Annotated in this window: 16 protein-coding genes; 9 read left to right on the top strand and 7 right to left on the bottom strand. The window is 65.6% G+C overall.

Annotation, left to right across the window (positions count from 1 at the left end; translation table 11 throughout):
- The first annotated feature begins 10 nt into the window (after window positions 1–10).
- The 3 genes from ACVOLO_RS03325 (at window position 11) to ACVOLO_RS03315 (ending at window position 3,579) form a co-directional block, all read left to right on the top strand.
- Entirely contained in the window at window positions 11–1,480 is a 1,470-nt protein-coding gene (locus tag ACVOLO_RS03325) for a DNA-3-methyladenine glycosylase 2 family protein (protein WP_481568860.1), read from the top strand.
- Window positions 1,477–1,983 (top strand): methylated-DNA--[protein]-cysteine S-methyltransferase, encoded by a 507-nt coding sequence (locus tag ACVOLO_RS03320; RefSeq protein ID WP_481568859.1) that lies wholly within the window; start codon window positions 1,477–1,479, stop codon window positions 1,981–1,983. Before ACVOLO_RS03325 ends, ACVOLO_RS03320 begins: the two co-directional genes overlap by 4 nt.
- A gap of 342 nt (window positions 1,984–2,325) precedes the next feature.
- On the top strand, window positions 2,326–3,579 hold the full coding sequence (locus ACVOLO_RS03315; protein WP_481568858.1) for an alkaline phosphatase family protein: 1,254 nt from the start codon (window positions 2,326–2,328) through the stop codon (window positions 3,577–3,579).
- A 315-nt stretch (window positions 3,580–3,894) separates the two neighbouring features.
- Here the strand turns inward: ACVOLO_RS03315 and ACVOLO_RS03310 are convergent, their stop codons facing one another.
- Together ACVOLO_RS03310 and ACVOLO_RS03305 are read right to left on the bottom strand one after the other, a co-directional pair.
- On the bottom strand, window positions 3,895–4,800 hold the full coding sequence (locus ACVOLO_RS03310) for a DnaJ C-terminal domain-containing protein (protein WP_481568857.1): 906 nt from the start codon (window positions 4,798–4,800) through the stop codon (window positions 3,895–3,897).
- Window positions 4,801–4,928: 128 nt separating this feature from the next.
- The gene (locus ACVOLO_RS03305) at window positions 4,929–5,360 is read right to left on the bottom strand and encodes an Hsp20/alpha crystallin family protein (RefSeq protein WP_481568856.1); all 432 of its coding nucleotides are present in this window, start codon (window positions 5,358–5,360) and stop codon (window positions 4,929–4,931) included.
- A 147-nt stretch (window positions 5,361–5,507) separates the two neighbouring features.
- On the opposite strand from ACVOLO_RS03305, the gene ACVOLO_RS03300 reads away from it, so the two are divergent.
- Entirely contained in the window at window positions 5,508–5,990 is a 483-nt protein-coding gene (locus ACVOLO_RS03300; protein ID WP_481568855.1) for a redoxin family protein, read from the top strand.
- Between the two features lie 229 nt (window positions 5,991–6,219).
- Here ACVOLO_RS03300 and ACVOLO_RS03295 read toward each other — a convergent pair whose 3' ends face one another.
- Both ACVOLO_RS03295 and ACVOLO_RS03290 read right to left on the bottom strand, forming a co-directional pair.
- Window positions 6,220–8,307 carry a M13 family metallopeptidase gene (locus tag ACVOLO_RS03295; RefSeq protein ID WP_481568854.1) on the bottom strand — a complete coding sequence of 696 codons (2,088 nt, stop codon included), beginning with the start codon at window positions 8,305–8,307 and terminating at the stop codon, window positions 6,220–6,222.
- Between the two features lie 140 nt (window positions 8,308–8,447).
- Window positions 8,448–9,839, bottom strand: coding sequence for an aminotransferase-like domain-containing protein (locus ACVOLO_RS03290; protein ID WP_481568853.1), 1,392 nt, complete (start codon window positions 9,837–9,839; stop codon window positions 8,448–8,450).
- Window positions 9,840–9,960: 121 nt separating this feature from the next.
- Between ACVOLO_RS03290 and ACVOLO_RS03285 the strand changes: the two genes are divergently transcribed.
- Entirely contained in the window at window positions 9,961–10,824 is an 864-nt protein-coding gene (locus ACVOLO_RS03285) for a DMT family transporter (RefSeq protein WP_481568852.1), read from the top strand.
- 42 nt (window positions 10,825–10,866) lie between these two features.
- Here ACVOLO_RS03285 and ACVOLO_RS03280 read toward each other — a convergent pair whose 3' ends face one another.
- Entirely contained in the window at window positions 10,867–12,006 is a 1,140-nt protein-coding gene (locus tag ACVOLO_RS03280) for an MFS transporter (protein ID WP_481568851.1), read from the bottom strand.
- Between the two features lie 58 nt (window positions 12,007–12,064).
- Entirely contained in the window at window positions 12,065–12,853 is a 789-nt protein-coding gene (locus ACVOLO_RS03275) for a DeoR/GlpR family DNA-binding transcription regulator (RefSeq protein WP_481568850.1), read from the bottom strand.
- Window positions 12,854–13,165: 312 nt separating this feature from the next.
- Here ACVOLO_RS03275 and ACVOLO_RS03270 point away from each other — a divergent pair, with 312 nt between their 5' ends.
- The 3 genes from ACVOLO_RS03270 (at window position 13,166) to arsB (ending at window position 15,125) form a co-directional block, all read left to right on the top strand.
- A complete protein-coding gene (locus tag ACVOLO_RS03270) occupies window positions 13,166–13,486 on the top strand; it encodes an ArsR/SmtB family transcription factor (protein WP_481568849.1) in 321 nt (106 codons plus the stop codon).
- A 69-nt stretch (window positions 13,487–13,555) separates the two neighbouring features.
- A complete protein-coding gene (locus ACVOLO_RS03265; RefSeq protein ID WP_481568848.1) occupies window positions 13,556–14,074 on the top strand; it encodes an arsenate reductase ArsC in 519 nt (172 codons plus the stop codon).
- Window positions 14,075–14,087: 13 nt separating this feature from the next.
- Window positions 14,088–15,125, top strand: a complete 1,038-nt coding sequence (arsB, locus tag ACVOLO_RS03260; RefSeq protein ID WP_481569027.1) for an ACR3 family arsenite efflux transporter — start codon at window positions 14,088–14,090, stop codon at window positions 15,123–15,125.
- A gap of 50 nt (window positions 15,126–15,175) precedes the next feature.
- Here arsB and ACVOLO_RS03255 read toward each other — a convergent pair whose 3' ends face one another.
- A complete protein-coding gene (locus tag ACVOLO_RS03255; RefSeq protein WP_481568847.1) occupies window positions 15,176–16,393 on the bottom strand; it encodes an MFS transporter in 1,218 nt (405 codons plus the stop codon).
- A gap of 75 nt (window positions 16,394–16,468) precedes the next feature.
- On the opposite strand from ACVOLO_RS03255, the gene ACVOLO_RS03250 reads away from it, so the two are divergent.
- Window positions 16,469–17,266 (top strand): AraC family transcriptional regulator, encoded by a 798-nt coding sequence (locus ACVOLO_RS03250; RefSeq protein WP_481568846.1) that lies wholly within the window; start codon window positions 16,469–16,471, stop codon window positions 17,264–17,266.
- Window positions 17,267–17,485: the final 219 nt, after the last annotated feature.

Here is a 17,485-nt window from a genome sequence, read left to right as displayed (position 1 = left end):
GACTGCGCCCATGCACACTTCATCCATGCCCTCCCACGACCAATGCGAGCAGGCGCGCCTGGCGCGCGATGCGCGTTTTGACGGGCTGTTCTTCACCGCGGTGCGCTCCACCGGCATCTACTGCCGGCCGGTGTGCCCGGCGCCGCCACCACGGCCCAGGAACGTGAGCTACTACCCCAGCGCGGCCGCTGCCACGGCCGCCGGCTACCGGCCCTGCCTGCGCTGCCGCCCAGAGCTGTCGCCCGACGACGCCAACCTGCTGCATGACCACACCCTGCACCGCGCCCTGACCCTGCTCAACGAAGGCATCCTGCAGGACCAGTCCGCCGCCGCGCTGGCCTCGGCAATGGGCCTGAGTGCGCGCCAGTTGCAGCGCCTGTTCGTTGCCCGCCTCGGCGCCACCCCGGCGCAGCTGCATTCCACTCGGCGCCTGCTGTTGGCCAAGCAGCTGCTGACCGAGACTGCCCTGCCCGTCACCCAGGTTGCACTGGCCGCTGGCTTCAACAGCCTGCGCCGCTTCAACAGCGCTTTCCTGCAAGGCTGCGGCATGCCGCCCAGCGCGCTGCGCCGGCAGCACGGTGCGGTGGATGGTGGCGAGCCGGTGCTGCGCCTGGCCTACCGCCCTCCGCTGGATTTCACCGCCATGCTCGCGTTCCTGCGCAAGCGCTCGTTGCCCGGCATCGAGTGCATCGGTGAGGACAGCTACCAGCGGGTGATCGTCGCCAATGGCCGCACCAGCCTGATTCGCGTCACTGCCGATGCCCGGCGCCCGGAGCTGCGCCTGCAACTGGGCACCACCGACCCCCGCGCCATCCCCGCCATCGTCGCGCGGGTACGGCGGGTGTTCGACCTGGATGCCGACCTGACCACGGTACATGCCGCACTCGACCACGAGCCGCTGCTGGCTCGCGGCATCGCCCAACGCCCAGGCCTGCGCATTCCCGGCGGCTGGGATGGCTTTGAAGTGGCGGCACGCGCGGTGCTGGGGCAGCAGGTCAGCGTGGCTGCGGCAACCACCCTGGCGCGGCGGCTGGTGGACCGTTTCGGCGAGCACCTGCCCGGCATGCCCGAAGGCCTGGACCGGCAGTTTCCAGCGCCCGCCATGCTGGTGGATGCACCGCTGGAATCCATCGGCCTGCCACGCACGCGCGCCACCACCTTGCGCTCGGTTGCACGCGCCTGTGCCGAAGGCCGCCTGGATTTCAGTCGTGCACAGACGCTGGAGCACTTCATCCAGCAGGCCACCGCGCTACCCGGCATTGGTCCGTGGACCGCGCACTACATGGCATTGCGCGCGATGGGCATGCCCGACGCCTTCCCCGCTGGCGACCTGGTGCTGCAGCAGGTGCTGGGCGAAGGCCAGCGCCTGAGCGAAAAACAGACCGAAGCCCGCTCCCAGGCCTGGCGCCCCTGGCGTGCCTACGCGGTACTGCACCTCTGGCACCTGGCCGCCGAACCCAACAAGGAATCGCAACCATGACCATTTACTACGACCGCTTCGACACCCCCATCGGCCCGCTCACCGTGGCCGCCGATGAAAACGGCGTGCGCCACATCCTGTTCGCCGAGAACCGCCACGACGCCAAGGGCCGCGAGCAGTGGCAGCACGATGCCGATTTCGTCGCCGAACCGCGACGGCAGTTGCTGGAATACCTGCAGGGCAAGCGCCGCCATTTCGACCTGCTCCTGGCGCCGGCCGGCACCGATTTCCAGCTCGATGTCTGGCAGATGCTGGCGCAGATTCCGTTTGGCGCCACCTGGAGTTACCGCGAGTTGGCCGAACGCATCGGCAAGCCCACCGCCACGCGCGCGGTTGGCGCTGCCAATGGCCGCAACCCGTTGCCCATCGTGCTGCCCTGCCACCGCGTGATCGGCAACAACGGCGCGTTGACCGGCTTCGGCGGCGGCCTGCCAACCAAGGTGGCGCTGTTGAAGCTGGAAGGGATTGATATGGAAGATCAGGTAGCCGATTTGTTTTCTTGAGTTGCTGGCTTGGGTCTGGTGATCAGGAACTGAGCCAGCAAGCACAGAAGCAGAAACACCCCCTCCCCAACCCTCCCCTTCGCTGCGCGAAAGGGGGGCGGATCGCGGCGACGTGCGGGCTTGCTCGTACAGGTGCTCGTGCAGGTGCGGTGCGTACATGAGTACGAGCGCCGTTGCTTTTAATCCCATCCCTTTCGCGCAGCGAAGGGGAGGGTTGGGGAGGGGTGCCCTTCACAGTCGCCCCGCGCTCCTCACACGCAATCCCCCACTTACCCTTTCAAACCCCACGTCCCAACGCCCCCAAAACGCCAAAGCGTCACACGCTCGAACTATCATGGCGCGATGATTTCCATACGTTTTCCTGCTGCGGCACTGACCTGTGCCCTGCTCGCCGCGTGCGCAACGTCGCCCACGCCATCCTCTCCATCACCGTCTGCCACGCCCACGGTGCTGCTGTTGTCCATCGACGGGCTGCGCGCGGACATGCTCGACCGTGGCAACAGCCCCAACCTGTCACGGCTGGCACGCGAAGGTGTGCGCTCGGCAGGCATGCGGCCTTCCTATCCGTCGCTGACGTTCCCCAATCACTACACACTGGTCACCGGCCTGCGCCCCGATCACCACGGGCTGATCCACAACGCAATGAGCGACGACGCGCTGGGCGACTTCCGTGTGGACAATCGCGCGGCCGTGCGCAATCCCGCATGGTGGGAAGGCGGCGAGCCGCTCTGGGTCAGCGTCGAAAAGGCCGGCTACAAGAGTGCCACCTGGTCCTGGCCCGGCAGCGAAGCACCGACCCACGGCTTCCAGGCACAGCAGCGCCACCCGTACGACGACAGCGTGCCCCTGCCCGAACGCATGCAGCTGGTGCTGTCATGGCTGCAGGGCGCACCGGACGGGATCAAGCCGCGTTTTGTCGCTGCCTACATGGAGCACGTGGACAAGGCCGGCCACAAATACGGCCCGGAATCCCCCGAATACGCCGCAGCATTGCGCCAGGTGGACGCTGCCATCGGCCTGTTGATCGACGGCATGGCCCGCGATGGCTCACTCGATCACACCAACATCGTGGTCGTCTCCGACCACGGCATGGCAACGGTGAAGCAGGATCAGGTGATCACGCCCGAAGACATGGTCGCGCCGGACATCGCGCGCGTGGTGTCCATTGGCCAGTCGGTCGGTTTCATGCCCCAACCCGGCAAACAAGCCGAAGCCGAGCGCGCCCTGCTCGGTCGTCATGCGCACTACGAATGCTGGAACAAGGCGCAGCTGCCGCCGCGCTGGCACTACGGCCAGAACCCGCGGGTGCCGGCCATCGTCTGCCAGATGGATGAAGGCTGGGATGCAATCACCGCGCAGATGCTCGCCAAGCGCCCGCCGGGCAACAGCGGTTCGCATGGCTACGACCCGGCATTGCCGTCGATGCAGGCGGTGTTCGTCGCACGCGGCCCGGCCTTTGCCCAGGGCAAGCAACTGACCGCGTTCAACAACGTGGACGTGTATCCGTTGCTGACCCGGCTGATCGGCATCACCGCCCAGCCGAACGATGGTGATCCCAAAGCGCTGGAGCAGGCGCTGCGTGTGCCGGGCAAGTGAGCCCAGAAGCCCTCTGACTTTGAAGCCCCTCTCCCGTTCATACGGGAGAGGGGTTGGGGTGAGGGCCGCCTTTAGCGCACGTAGAGCAAAAGCTCCCCTCATCCGCCCCTTCGGGGCACCTCGCTCCGCGCCCCGGCCTCGCACAGCGTGCGAGGCGTTCAGTCATGCACGAGCCGGTGGCTCGTAAGCCGCATGCCTTCACCCCGCACGCGGAAGAAGGGAGTGCTTTGGACTCCGCTTAGAGATGCGGGCGTGTTCCAGCTGCGCTCGATCATTCACTCCGCCCAGCTTCACCCTCACCTCAAAACTTCATCCTCAAACGCTATCGCCAAACGCCTTTGCCAGTTCGCGATACGCCGCATGCTGGGCCTCGTTCTCCGGCACCGGCGCCACCACTTCCAGTTCGACAATCTGGTCGCCACCGGCCGGCTTGCCCGGCAGGCCACGGCCACGCAGGCGCAACTTGCGGCCACTGTCCGAATCGGCCGGCACCTTCAGCTCCACCGAACCACCCAGCGTCGGCACGCTGATGCTGGTGCCCAGCGCGGCCTGCCACGGGGTGACCTGCAGCGTGTACAGGATATTCAGGCCGTCCACCTCGAACTGCGGGTGCGCGGCGTATTCCACTTCCAGCATCAGATTGCCGCCGCCGCTGCCCTGCCCGGTCAGGCGGATCACCTGCCCCGGGCGGATGCCCTTGGGCACGCGCACGTCCAGCTGGCGGCCATCCACGGTGATGCGCAGGCTGTCGCCGTTGTAGGCGGCCTCCAGCGGCACCGACAGTTTGGCGCGGGTGTCGCGCATCGGCTGCGGGCCGGCGCTGCCGCCGAAGCCATTGCGACCACGCGCACCGCCAGCACCGCCGCCACGCTGGCGGGCGAACAGGCTTTCAAAGAAATCACTGAAGCCGCCGCCGGCACCCGCGCCGCCAAATACTTCCTCGAAATCAAAGCCCTGGCCGCCGCCAAAACCCGGCGGTGCCTGGAACTCTTCGCCGGGGCGATAACCTTGCGCGCGCAGCTGATCATAGGCCTTGCGCTTGGCCGGATCGCGCAGCGCTTCATAGGCCTCGTTGACAGCCTTGAACTTGTCTTCGGCGCCGGCTTCCTTGCTGACGTCCGGGTGGTACTTGCGTGCCAACCGCCGGTAGGCGGTCTTGATCTCCGCATCGCCGGCGGTGGGCTCCACGCCCAGCGTTGCGTAGTAATCCTTGAATTCCATCCTTACACCTCTGCAAAAAAGTCAGGCCCGCCACCTTTCGGCAACGGGCCGTCATGCAACCGGCAACCGCCGTGGCGCCATTCTAGCGGGCCACGGCGGTCAAGCTGGTGGAAAGATGCTCACACCGCTCAGGCAGCGGCGGCCGATTCCACCTGGATACGCCGGGGCGCGGCCTCGCTGCGCTTGGGGATGCGGATTTCCAGCACGCCGTTGTGGCTGCGGGCAACCACGCCCTCCGCATCGGCGCTGTCGGGCAGGGTGAAACGGCGGTTGAAACTGCCGTGGCCGCGCTCACTGCGCGAAAACAGCCCTTCTGCCGAAGCCACCGCTGCCGGGCGTTCGCCCTTGATCGACAGCACACCCTTGTCCATCTGCACCTCGATGGCAGACGGCTCCACGCCGGGCAGGTCGGCCAACAGCACGAACTGCGAGGCCTCCTCGCGGATATCCACCGCTGGCATCCAGCCCTGGCCTGCGGTGGCGGGGGTTTCCAGCAACGGGGCAAGCAAGTGGCGGATCTCGGACTGCGTCGGCCACTGGCGGTAACGTACGATGCTCATCATTCCTCCTGCTAAAAGGCGGCGGGCAGACCACAATGGTGCTGCCATTCCATGCACACGAAGTGCTGTGTGAAGGCGGCCTTTTCAAGCCGTTGACGCTGCGCTTCCCCTGCCTCACTAAACTTCAATTCACATTAGGAGTCCGCAATGTCCATCCAAGTTGGCGATCGTGTTCCGGAAGTCACGCTCAAACGTCTGCGCGAAGGCTTGGAGACCATCGACACCGCCGCCCTGTTCGACAGCCGCAAGGCGGTGTTGTTTGCCGTCCCCGGCGCGTTCACCCCGACCTGCTCGGCGCGCCACCTGCCCGGCTATGTCGAGCACTTCAACGACTTCCTCAACCGGGGCATCGAAGTGTTCTGCATGGCGGTCAACGATCCGTTCGTGATGCAGGCCTGGGGCAAGAGCCAATCGGTCCCCGACGGGCTGCAGATGCTGTCCGACGGCAACGGTGATTTCACCCGCGCCCTGGGCCTGGAGATGGATGCCAGCAGCTCCGGCATGGGCACGCGCTCGCGCCGTTTCGCGCTGTATGTCGAAGACGGCATCGTGCGTGGCTGCTTCGTGGAAGAGCCCGGCAAGTTCGAGGTGTCCTCGGCCGAGTATGTGCTGGAACATCTGCCCCGGTAATTTGCCCTTGGTCATTTCCTCGGCGACAAGGACACCGCTGGCGCATCTGTGAGCATGGAAATGACACGCGCAGTCCGCCTGAAAACAGCGTTTTTAAGGCCCCTTTTTCCGTTCACGGCAGAGGGGCTGGAGTGAGGGCCGCCCTTCCCGCTTCGCCCAAACACCCAGATAAAAGAAGGCCCGGCAATGCCGGGCCTTCTCACATCACATCTTCAAACAAACGCCGCAATCACCAGATCACGACGCGCTTGTCGTCGGCACGCACCATCGCATCGCCGGCCTTGCACTGGAACGCAGCCGCGTACGACGGCATGTTCGACGGCGCGCCGTTGGCACGGAAGTTGGCCGGTGCGTGCGGGTCGGTGTTCAGACGCACGCGCAGCTCGCCTTCGGTGAAGTTGCGGCGCCACACGGTGGCCCAGTTCATGAAGAAACGCTGGTCCTGGGTGTAGCCATCCACCGGCACGTTGACCTTCTCGTCTTCCTTCAGCGCCATCTGCAGCGCGTCGTAAGCCACGGTCAAACCGCCCAGGTCGCCGATGTTCTCGCCCAGGGTCAGCTTGCCCTTGACGTTCACGCCCGGCAGCGATTCATAGCCATCGAACTGCGCAACGAGCTGGTCGGTGCGGCTGTTGAACGCGCTGCGATCGGCATCGGTCCACCAGTTGTCGAAGTTGCCATTGGCGGCGAACTGGCTGCCCGAGTCGTCATAGCCGTGCATCATTTCGTGGCCGATCACCGCGCCGATGCCGCCGTAGTTCAGCGCCGGGTCGGCCTTGGCGTCGAAGAACGGCGGCTGCAGGATGGCGGCCGGGAACACGATCTCGTTCTTGGTCGCGTTGTAGTACGCGTTCACCGTCTGCGGAGTCATGCCCCATTCGGTCTTGTCCACCGGCTTGCCGATCTTGCCCAGCATGTAGCGGTAGTTGAACGCGCGCGCGGCCTGCATGTTGCCCAGGTAGCTGTCGCCATTGGTGGTCAGGCCCGACCAGTCACGCCACTTGTCCGGGTAGCCGATCTTCGGGGTGAAGCTGGCCCACTTTTCCAGTGCCTTCTTCTTGGTGTCATCGCCCATCCACGGCAGCGATTCCAGGCGTGCCTTCAGTGCAACGGACAGGTTCTGCACCAGGTGCTCCATTTCCACCTTGGATTCGGCCGGGAACACCGCGTCCACATACAGCTGGCCCAGTGCTTCGCCCATCGAGCCGTTCACCGAGTCCAGCACACGCTTCCAGCGCGGCTGCATTTCCTTCTGGCCGCGCAGGGTCTTGTTGAAGAAGTCGAAGCTGGCCTGCTCGAAGTTCTTGCTCAGGTACGGCGCGGCATTGTCCACGGTGTGGAAACGCAGGTAGGCCTGCCAGGTCGCGGCCGGCACGTCGGCCAGCATCTTGTCCACTTCGCCAAAGAAGCCCGGCTGCGCCAGCGAGAACTTATCCTTGGCCGGAATCTGCAGGGTGTCGAACAGCGCGGTCCAGCTGAAGTTCGGGGTCTGCTTGTCGGCGTCGGCGGCGCTGACCGGGTTGTAGCGCTTGGCCGGGTCACGCAGTTCGATGCGCGACAGCGAGGCCTTGGCCAGGCGGGTCTCGAAATCCATCACCGCCTTGGCCTGCTCCTTGGCCTGCGCGGCATCCACGCCGGACAGGGTCAGCAGCTGCTCGATGTAGGCCACATAGCCCTCGCGGATCTTGGCCTGCGATTCGTCGAAGTAATAGCCCTTTTCCGGCAGGCCCAAACCGCCCTGGCCGACGTAGGCGATGACGTTGGCCGAATCCTTGAAGTCCGGGCTGGCGTACAGGCCGAACAGGAAACCATTGCCCTGCGCATAGCTGTCACGCAGGTAGCCACCGATGGCGGCGGTGTCGTTCAGCGCGGCGATCTTGTCCAGTTCCGGCTGCAGCGGGGTGATGCCGGCCGCTTCAATGGCGGCCTCGTCCGAGCCGGTCTTCCAGATGTCACCGATCTTGGCTTCCACCGAACCGGCCTCGGCCTTGGCGGCGGCAGCCTGCTGCACCAGTGCGTGCTGCACTTCCAGCGAGCGCTCGCGCAGGATCTCGAAACTGCCCCACGTCACTTCATCGCCCGGCACCGGGTTGGCGGCAAGCCACTTGCTGTTGACGAAGCCATTGAGGTCGGTACAGGCGGAGATGGACGGATCCAGATCGGCCGCGTTGAGCGAGATCAACTGCGTCTTGATCTGCGACTGATCAAACGCCGGCTTGGCAGCAGCGGCAGCAGGTGCCTCGGTCTTGCCGCAGGCGGCCAGCGAGGCGGCGATGGCAACCGTCAGGGACAACGGGGCGAGCTTGGAAAACGACATGAAAACCTCCAGCCATACAGGGAAAGGCCGCACAAACGAGCGCGGCGCGCTCCTAAAGCGTAGAAGATCCCGGGCAGGCGCGGATCGGCCGAAGGTCACGCGGCCACCATTGATCCCGCATCGGCCCGCGGGCACCGCGCTCAGCGTCGATGTCCGGCCAGGGCCCGCGCCAGCACTTCAAAGATGCGGTCATCGCCGGACTGCGCCACGTTGAACCGCAGGAAATCGCCGGCGCTCAGCGATTGGCTGAAGGCGTTGCCCGGCGCCAGCACCACGCCATCCTCCAAGCAGGCACGCGCGATGGTGGCCGCATCCATGCCCTCGGGCAGCCGGCACCAAAGGAACATGCCCGCCTGCGGTATATGCCATGGCGCGATGCCCAGCGCCGCGAGCCGGCCCAGGGTTTTCCGCATTTCCTCCGACAACCGCCGGCGCACTGTTTCCATGTGCCGGCGATAGCCCGGATCGGTCAACGCCATCAGCACCGCATCGGCGGCCAGACGCCCGCCACCGAAGGCGACGGCGATCTTCAGGTCGGTCAGGCCTTCAACCCAGTGCGCTGGCATCGCGATGTAGCCGCAGCGCAGCGCGGCCGATACCGTCTTGGAGAAACTGCCGGTATGGACCACCCGCGAGAGGCCATCGAAGGCCGCCAGCCGCGGCGCTGGCGTGATCTCGAAATCCGCATAGATGTCGTCCTCGACAATCGTCATCCCCGCGCTGTCGGCGAGCTTCAGGATGCGGTGCGCCACCACGGGCGACAACACCGCTCCGGTCGGGTTGTGGATGCCGGAATTGGTGATGTAGAGCCGCGGCGAATGCGCCTGCACGGCGGCGCCGAACTGCTCCACGTCCGGGCCGCTCGCCGTGTAGGGCACGCCGACGACGCGGACGCGGTGCGCCTTGAGCAAGGCATGGAAGTTGAAGTAGCACGGATCGTCCACCAGCACGGTGTCGCCCGGCTCCAGCAGGAAACGGCAGACCAGGTCGATCGCCTGCGTCCCCGATTCGGCGAGCATGATCTGTTCGGGCGGCGCCTCCACCCCGATGGCCGCCAGCCGGCGCGAGAGAAAGCCACGCAGCCCCGCATGGCCCAGCGGTGTGGCGTATTCGGCCAATACCAGCGGTTCGGCACGCGCCAGCGCGCGCAGTGCACGGCGCATGCCCGCTTCGTACATCCACGAGGCCGGAAGCCAGCCACACCCGGGCTTGAGCGCGCCGGGGGCCGTCTCCAGCGCCTGCCGCGAGACCCACAACGGATCGACCTCCCGGTCCCGCCGCGGCCCGATCCCGGTAAGCGCCAGCGGGGCGGACGGCGCGGTGACATAGAACCCCGAGCCCGGCCGGGCCAGGATGACGCCTTCGGCGGCCAACCGCTCGTAGGCCTCCACCACGGTCGACACCGACAGACGCATCGCCCGCGCCTGCATGCGCACCGAGGGCAGGCGCATCCCCGGCGGATAGCGGCGGGAGGCGATTCCCGCCCGGACTTCCGCCATCACCGCATCGATCCGTGTGCCACTGCGCCTCATCATCCGCCCCTGACCGTACTGGAAAATACAGCATTACAGTTTTGTCGAATCGTACTGCATTGTCTCTGGCTCGCCCGTCGCCTGGATGGTCTCCTGCCTGCCGATGACAGAGGAGTGGGCGATGAAGGAAACAACGAGTGGCTGGATCAACGGATTCATCGGCGTCGCCATCTTCGCCGGCTCACTGCCCGCGACCCGGATGGCCGTGGCCGACTTCGATCCGACGTTCCTGACCGGCGCACGGGCAACCATCGCCGCCCTGCTGGGACTGGCCCTGCTGGTCCTGCTCCGGCAGCCCCGGCCCAGGCCGGCGGACCTGCCGTCCCTGGCCATCACCGCGCTGGGCTGCGTGGTCGGTTTCCCGTTGCTCACCGCGCTGGCGCTGCAGCACGTCACCTCCGCCCATTCGACCGTGTTCCTCGGCCTGCTGCCGCTGTGCACGGCCATCTTCGCGGTGCTGCGTGGCGGCGAGCGTCCCAGGCCCGCGTTCTGGCTGTTCTCGGTCCTCGGCAGCGCCTTCGTCGCCGGCTATGCCGCCCTGGGCGGCCTGCAGGCGTCGGCCAAGGGCGACGCCCTCATGCTCGCCGCCATCGTGGTGTGCGGCCTGGGCTATGCGGAAGGAGCGCGCCTGTCGCGCAGGCTCGGCGGCTGGCAGGTCATCAGCTGGGCACTGGTACTGGCACTTCCGGTGATGCTGCCGCTCACCCTGTGGGCGCTGCCGGCCTCCTTCGGCCATGTCGGCGTCCCGGCATGGGCCGGTCTTGCCTACGTCTCGCTCTTCAGCATGCTGATCGGCTTCGTCTTCTGGTACCGCGGGCTGGCGCAGGGCGGCATCGCCGCGGTCGGGCAGCTCCAGTTGTTCCAGCCGTTCATGGGCCTGGCCCTGGCCGCTGCGCTGCTCCATGAAACGGTGAGCTGGACGATGCTGGCAGTGACGCTCGGCGCGGTGCTCTGCGTCGGCGGGGCCAGGAAGTACGCGGCATGAAGGCGGGGCGCCGGCGGGCCGTTCCGGCGCCAGCTCCCCGCATCACCGCACCCGCAGCAGCGAACCGGCCACCGCGACGCACGCCAGGGCGGCGGCGGCCGACAGGAAGGCACCGGAAAGCGACCAGCGCTGGGCAATGAAACCAATCAATGCCGGCCCAAGCAGCACGCCGGCGTATCCCATCGTGGTGACGGCCGGGATCGCGATGCTTTCGGGCATCCGCGTTTGCCGCCCGGCCAGGGTGAACATCACCGGCACGATATTGGCGCAGCCCACGCCAACCAGTGCATAGCCAAACAGTGCAATGGAAAAGCCCGGCACCAGCGTCGCCAGCGCGAAGCCCGCACTGGCAAGCATGCCGCCCAACAACACCGCACGCGATGCACCCAAGCGGCTGACCAGCCGATCACCCAGCAAGCGCGTGACCATCATCGCCACGTTGAAAGCGACAAAGCCCCAGCCGGCCTGCGCCAGTGCGACCGCGCGCACCTCGTGCAGAAACACCGCACTCCAGTCCAGCATCGAGCCTTCCGCAAGAAAGGTGACAAAGCACACAAGGCCGATCAGGATCACCACGCCACGCGGCAGCGCAAATGCCGCCTCGCCCTGTGCGGCACGCTCCGTGCGCCAATGCCGCAGCGACAGCGCCGTGACCAGTGCCGCGCCGGAAGCGACGACCCACGTTGCCAGCTGCTCGCTCGCACCGGCCGACAACAGCAACGTCACCAGCACCGCGCCAGTGAGTGCACCAATGCTGTAGAAGGCGTGGAAGCCGGACATCATCGGCCGCCCGGATTCGCGCTCGACAACCACGGCCTGGATGTTCATCACGCAATCCATCGCACCGATGGCCGCGCCAAATACCAGCAACACCAGGCCAATCGTCAGCGGCGTCGGCGCCAGTGCCAACAGCGGCAAAGTGATGAGCATCATCGCCACGGTCACCAGCATTACCGGGCGGCACCCGTGCCGCGCCGCCAGCATGCCGGCAATCGGCATCGCCAACAGCGAGCCCAGGCCAAGACACAGCAGCACCACGCCGAGCATCGCTTCATCCAGGCCGGCACGCTGCTTGGCGAAGGGCACCAGCGGCGCCCAACAGGAAATGGCAAAGCCGGGAATGAAGAATGCAGCGCGCGTGGCCGCCTGTTGATGGCGTTGAGAAGTGGTTGATTGGGTCATGGCGTGGAGCTGCGAAAGGATGCGGCCGCGCAGCAGCCGGCATCAGGCGGGGACGCGTTCAAACGCTACCGATGGCGACCGTGTGCACGCGCAGGGAATCGGCAGCGAACCGTTCGCGCAGTTCCGCCGAAATGCTGTCGGCGATCACCAGGTGATCCACCTGATCGATGTCCGCAATGCGGAAATTTGCACGTGCGCCGATCTTTTCCTGCGTGGCAACGATGAGCGTCATGCCACTCACGCGGATCATCGCCTGCTTGAACGCGCACTCTTCGGCATTGATGCCCCACACGCCGGTTTCAGGATCCACCGCGCACGCGCCGGGAATGCACACATCGGCCTGCACCTGCATCAGCTGCTGCAGCGCGATGGCGCCGATGGCGCCCCCGCTTTGCGGATCGACCCTGCCGCCGATCATCAGCACGTCCGTCGCCGGTTCACCGGCCAGCGCGTCGGCAACGGCGGGCGCGTTGGTCACCACGGTCACCTTTTTGCCGCGCAACAGCCGCGCAATCACAACGTTGGTTGAACCGGCGTCCAGCAGGATCACCTGCCCCGGCTGGATCAGCGATACCGCATACGCGGCCAACGCACTGCGGCCGTCGTCATTGCGCTGAATGCGCGCGGGCAGCGCATCGAACTGCGGCGTCGGCAGCAGCGCGCCGCCATAGACACGCCGGCACAGGCCCCGGCTTGCGAGATCACGCAGATCGCGGCGGATGGAGTCCTCGGAGACACCGAACGCAATGGCCAGATCATTGGCAACCACACGGCCCGTGGCCTGGAGCTGGTCGAGGATGCGCTGCTGGCGCTCCTGCGGAAGCGCGTCTGATTCGGTGCTGCTCATTGATGGACCTGGCATGGGGCTTAACGGGCTTGTGGCAGGGGCCACGCGGGGCGGGCTCCACCCTGTGGATCGTGCCGAGATAATGCACAAACACGCAACATAATGCAATTTAGTGCAGATAATGCGAACACCAAACTCAACTTCACGCAATAATCGGCAATCAACTCAACTGTACCCATCGAAATCAAGGCACACATCGCCGGCAATCAGCGGTCCACGGCTTCGACTGTGCCGGCCACGGGCGGAGATCAAGTGCAGGCAGATCGGCAAGGTCGGATTGCTCCGTCATATCCATTCGATTATTCTAGAAATATGGAAACGAACCAAGCCATCTCCGCCCTGAACGCACTCGGCCATGCCACCCGCCTGGCCGCCTTCCGCCTGCTGGTGGAAGCTGGCCCGCCCGGGCGCATGGCCGGCGACATCGCCCAGGCCCTGTCGGTTCCCAACGCCACGCTGTCGTTCCACCTGAAGGAACTGGTGCATGCCGGCCTGGTGCGGAGCGAAAACGTGGGACGCAACGTCTGCTACCGCGCCGACTACTCCGTAATGAACGCGCTGCTGGCCTACCTGACGCACAACTGTTGCGCAGGGGCGTCGTGTGATGCGCCCGGGCCCAGCGACTGCGGCTGAGCAAGCCGCAACGAAGCTGCCGCACTGGCAAGCCGCCTCCCACATTTTCCGCCCGGAATCGAGAGTTCCATGACGACCAATGTTCTTTTCCTATGCACCGGCAACAGCGCGCGCAGCGTCCTGGCCGAAGCCACCCTGCGTGCCTGGGGTGGCGAGCGCTTCGCAGCCTTCAGTGCGGGCAGTCAGCCCACCGGCGCGGTCAATCCGTTCGCGCTCGCCCAGCTGGCAGCCGATGGCATCAGCAACGCAGGCCTGCGCAGCAAATCCTGGGACGAATTCACCACCGCTGATGCGCCACGCATGGATCTGCTCATCACTGTCTGCGATTCCGCTGCAGCCGAAACCTGCCCGGTGGTATTCGGCAACTTTGTGCGCGCCCATTGGGGCTTGTCCGATCCGGCGGCAGTAGAAGGCAGTGATGCAGACAGGCAGCAGGCATTCGCGCGGGCGCATCGCACCATCAAGGCACGCTTGCTGTCGTTGCTGGCGCTGCCAACCGAAACCTGGGCCAACCCAGCCCAGCTGAAAAACGCACTGGACCGCATCGGCCTGCTCCAAGCGCAACACGAATCCGCCAGCCATGAATGAGGCGCTACCACGCATGAGCGGGTTCGAGCGTTACCTGACGCTGTGGGTCGCATTGTGCATCGTCGTCGGCACAGCGTTGGGGCACCTCTTTCCTGCCCTGTTCGCCCGCCTGGGCAGCATGGAAGTGGCACGGGTGAACCTGCCGGTGGCGGTGCTGGTCTGGCTGATGATCATCCCGATGCTGCTGAAGGTCGACTTCGGTGCAATGCGCCAGGTAGGCCAGCATTGGCGTGGCATCGGCGTCACGCTCTTCATCAACTGGGCCGTCAAACCGTTCTCGATGGCGCTGCTGGGCTGGCTGTTCCTTCGCCATGTATTTGCGCCGTGGCTGCCCACCGCACAGATCGACGCCTACATGGCCGGCCTGATCCTGCTGGCTGCCGCGCCCTGCACCGCCATGGTGTTTGTGTGGAGCAACCTGTGCCGGGGCGATGCCAACTTCACCCTGAGCCAGGTGGCGCTCAATGACGCAATCATGGTGCTGGCGTTTGCGCCATTGGTGGCGTTGTTGCTCGGCGTCTCCGCCATCAGCGTGCCGTGGGCAACACTGATGTTGTCGGTAACGCTGTACATCCTGATTCCAATCGCCCTGGCGGCGTTGCTGCGCCGCTGGCTGCTGGCGCATGGCGGCCCTGCACGATTGCAGCGGGTGCTTGATCGGCTGGGGCCGATATCGCTGGCCGCGCTGCTGCTGACGCTGCTGTTGCTGTTCGGCTTTCAAGGCCAACAGATCATCCAGCAGCCGCTGGTCATTGCCATCCTCGCCGTGCCGATCCTGCTGCAGGTGTATTTCAATGCCGGGCTGGCCTATTGGCTCAACCGACGACTGGGCGTGGCCCATTGCGTGGCCGGGCCTTCGGCCCTGATTGGTGCCAGCAATTTCTTTGAGCTGGCGGTGGCCGCAGCGATCAGCCTGTTCGGCGTGCATTCCGGTGCGGCGTTGGCCACCGTCGTCGGCGTGTTGATCGAGGTGCCGGTGATGTTGTCGGTGGTGGCCATCGTCAACCGCTCACGCGGCTGGTACAACACCGGCACAAACCACATGCGCTGAACGACGAAGCCCGGCAGTGCCGGGCTTCGTCATGCATGCATACCGCCAGGTCAATGTGCGCGGCGGTTGGGCAGGAACGCTGCCACAAAGCCCAGCAACGGCAGGAACGAGATCACCTTGTAGACCCACAGAATGCTGGTGTGGTCGGCCAGTACGCCCAACACGGCGGCGCCCAGGCCGCCCATGCCGAACGCGAAACCGAAGAACATGCCTGATACCGCGCCAATGCGGTGCGGCATCAGCTCCTGTGCGTACACCAGGATGGCCGAGAACGCCGAGGACAGGACAAAGCCAATGATCAGCGTCAGCACCGTGGTCCATTCCAGGTTGGCGTACGGCAGGACCAAGGCGAACGGTGCCACGCCCAGAATCGATGCCCAGATCACCGGCTTGCGGCCGATGCGGTCACCCAGCGGGCCGCCGAGCAAGGTGCCTGCGGCCGAGGCTGCCAGGAAGCCAAACAGGTGCAGCTGCGCACTCTGCACGCTGACGCTGAACTTCTGCATCAGGTAGAACGTGTAGAAGCTGCTCAGGCCGGCGATGTAGAAGTACTTGCTGAAGATCAACACCAGCAGGATCGCGATCACCCAGGCCACCGTGCGCGGCGGCAACAGGGGTTCGGTATTCGCCGTCACCACTTTCGGCTTGGCCGCGCTGATCACCAGGTGCTGCTGGTACCAACGGCTCACATACATCAGCAGGCCGATGCCGATCAGCGCCGCGCCACTGAACCACGCCACGCTGCGCTGGCCGTTGGGCGCAATCACCGCCGCCGCCAGCAACGGGCCAATGGCCGTGCCGGCATTGCCGCCCAGCTGGAACACCGATTGCGACAGGCCATGCCGTCCGCCGGAGGCAAGCCGCGCGATGCGCGAGGATTCCGGGTGGAATATGGCCGAGCCGATGCCCACCAGCATCGCCGCCACCAGCACTGCGCTGAAGTTGGGCGCGTAGGCCAGCAGCAGCAGGCCGCACAGTGTCGAGGTCATGCCTATCGGCAAGGAATAAGGCGCCGGACGTTTGTCGGTGCGCAGGCCGATCAACGGCTGGAACAACGAGGCCGTGAGCTGGTAGGTCAGCGTGATCAAGCCCACCTGGGTGAAGCTCAGATGGAACTGCAACTTGAAGATGGGATACAGGGCCAGAATCAGCGACTGCATCATGTCGTTGACCAAGTGCGAACTGCTGATTGCCGCAAGCACGCCCACCGCAACCGGACGACGCGAAGCGCTCGTGGGTGCGGCAATCGGTGGAGCCGTAGATGACATGTCAGAACCACAGGGGAGAGGGAGACCGGACGCATGGTAGAGTCGCCCGCAACGCCCTTCTTGCGCGATATGGTCATGCACCCTCTCAAAAAGGACACGCCACTACGCATCGGCAAGCGCCGCCCGCTACCGGCCGGCCCGGAAACCCCCGTCTACTGCAAAGCCCGCGATTACGACGCGGACACGCTCATCCCCTTGCATCACCATCCCGACCGCCACCAACTGGTGTACGCCGAATCGGGCGTGCTGGTGGTCCGTGCCGGCATGGGCCGCTGGGTCGTGCCCAGCACCCGCGCCATCTGGATGCCGGCCGGTACCGGCCACCAGGTGCACTGCATTGGCGTGGTGCAGATGCGCAGCCTATACATCGCACCTGCGGCGATGATCCAGCCACCGGCGGGCCCGTCGGCCGTATCGATCACGCCTTTGTTGGCCGCATTGATCCGCGCTGCGGTCACGGTAGAGCCGCCCTATCGCGAAGATTCACGCGATGGCCGGCTGATGCGCCTGATCCTGGATGAAATGCAGACCCTGCCGGTGTTGCCGCTGCATCTTCCCGAGCCCAGCGACACCCGCCTGCGCACCATTGCACGGCAGTTTGAACGCCGCCCGGAAGACGCCTCCACACTGCAGGATTGGGCCGAACGGATGAAGGTGGACGTGAAAACCATCCAGCGCCTGTGCGCACGCGAACTGGGCATGACCTTCGGCCAGTGGCGGCAGCAGGCGCGCCTGCTGCGTGCCCTGGAACGCCTGGCCGTCGGTGAAAAAGTCATCGACGTGGCATTGGCGCTGGGCTACGAAAGCCCCAGTGCATTCACCACCATGTTCAAGCGCCGCTTCGGGCTGACGCCGAGCCAGTTCTTTCGTTGATGCGCCCGTAGGAGCGGCTTAAGCCGCGAAGCTCACGGCTTTGCCGTGGTCGGGGTGCATGCGTTTGCAGACTTGGTGTGCGAGCTTCATCGGCTTCGCGACTGAAGTCGCTTGTGTCTGCCACCGGAGTAGGTTTGCAGGTGAGAGCGGAGTGCGGCAGCCCGTTATGCCGCGGTGCGCACAAGCACGTGTAGGAGTTGGGGCGCCGCACTCCAAACT

It is taken from the genome of Stenotrophomonas sp. STEN056, assembly GCF_056759635.1.
The sequence above is the reverse complement of the archived record's forward strand: the minus strand, read 5'-3'. Positions and strand labels throughout refer to the sequence as shown.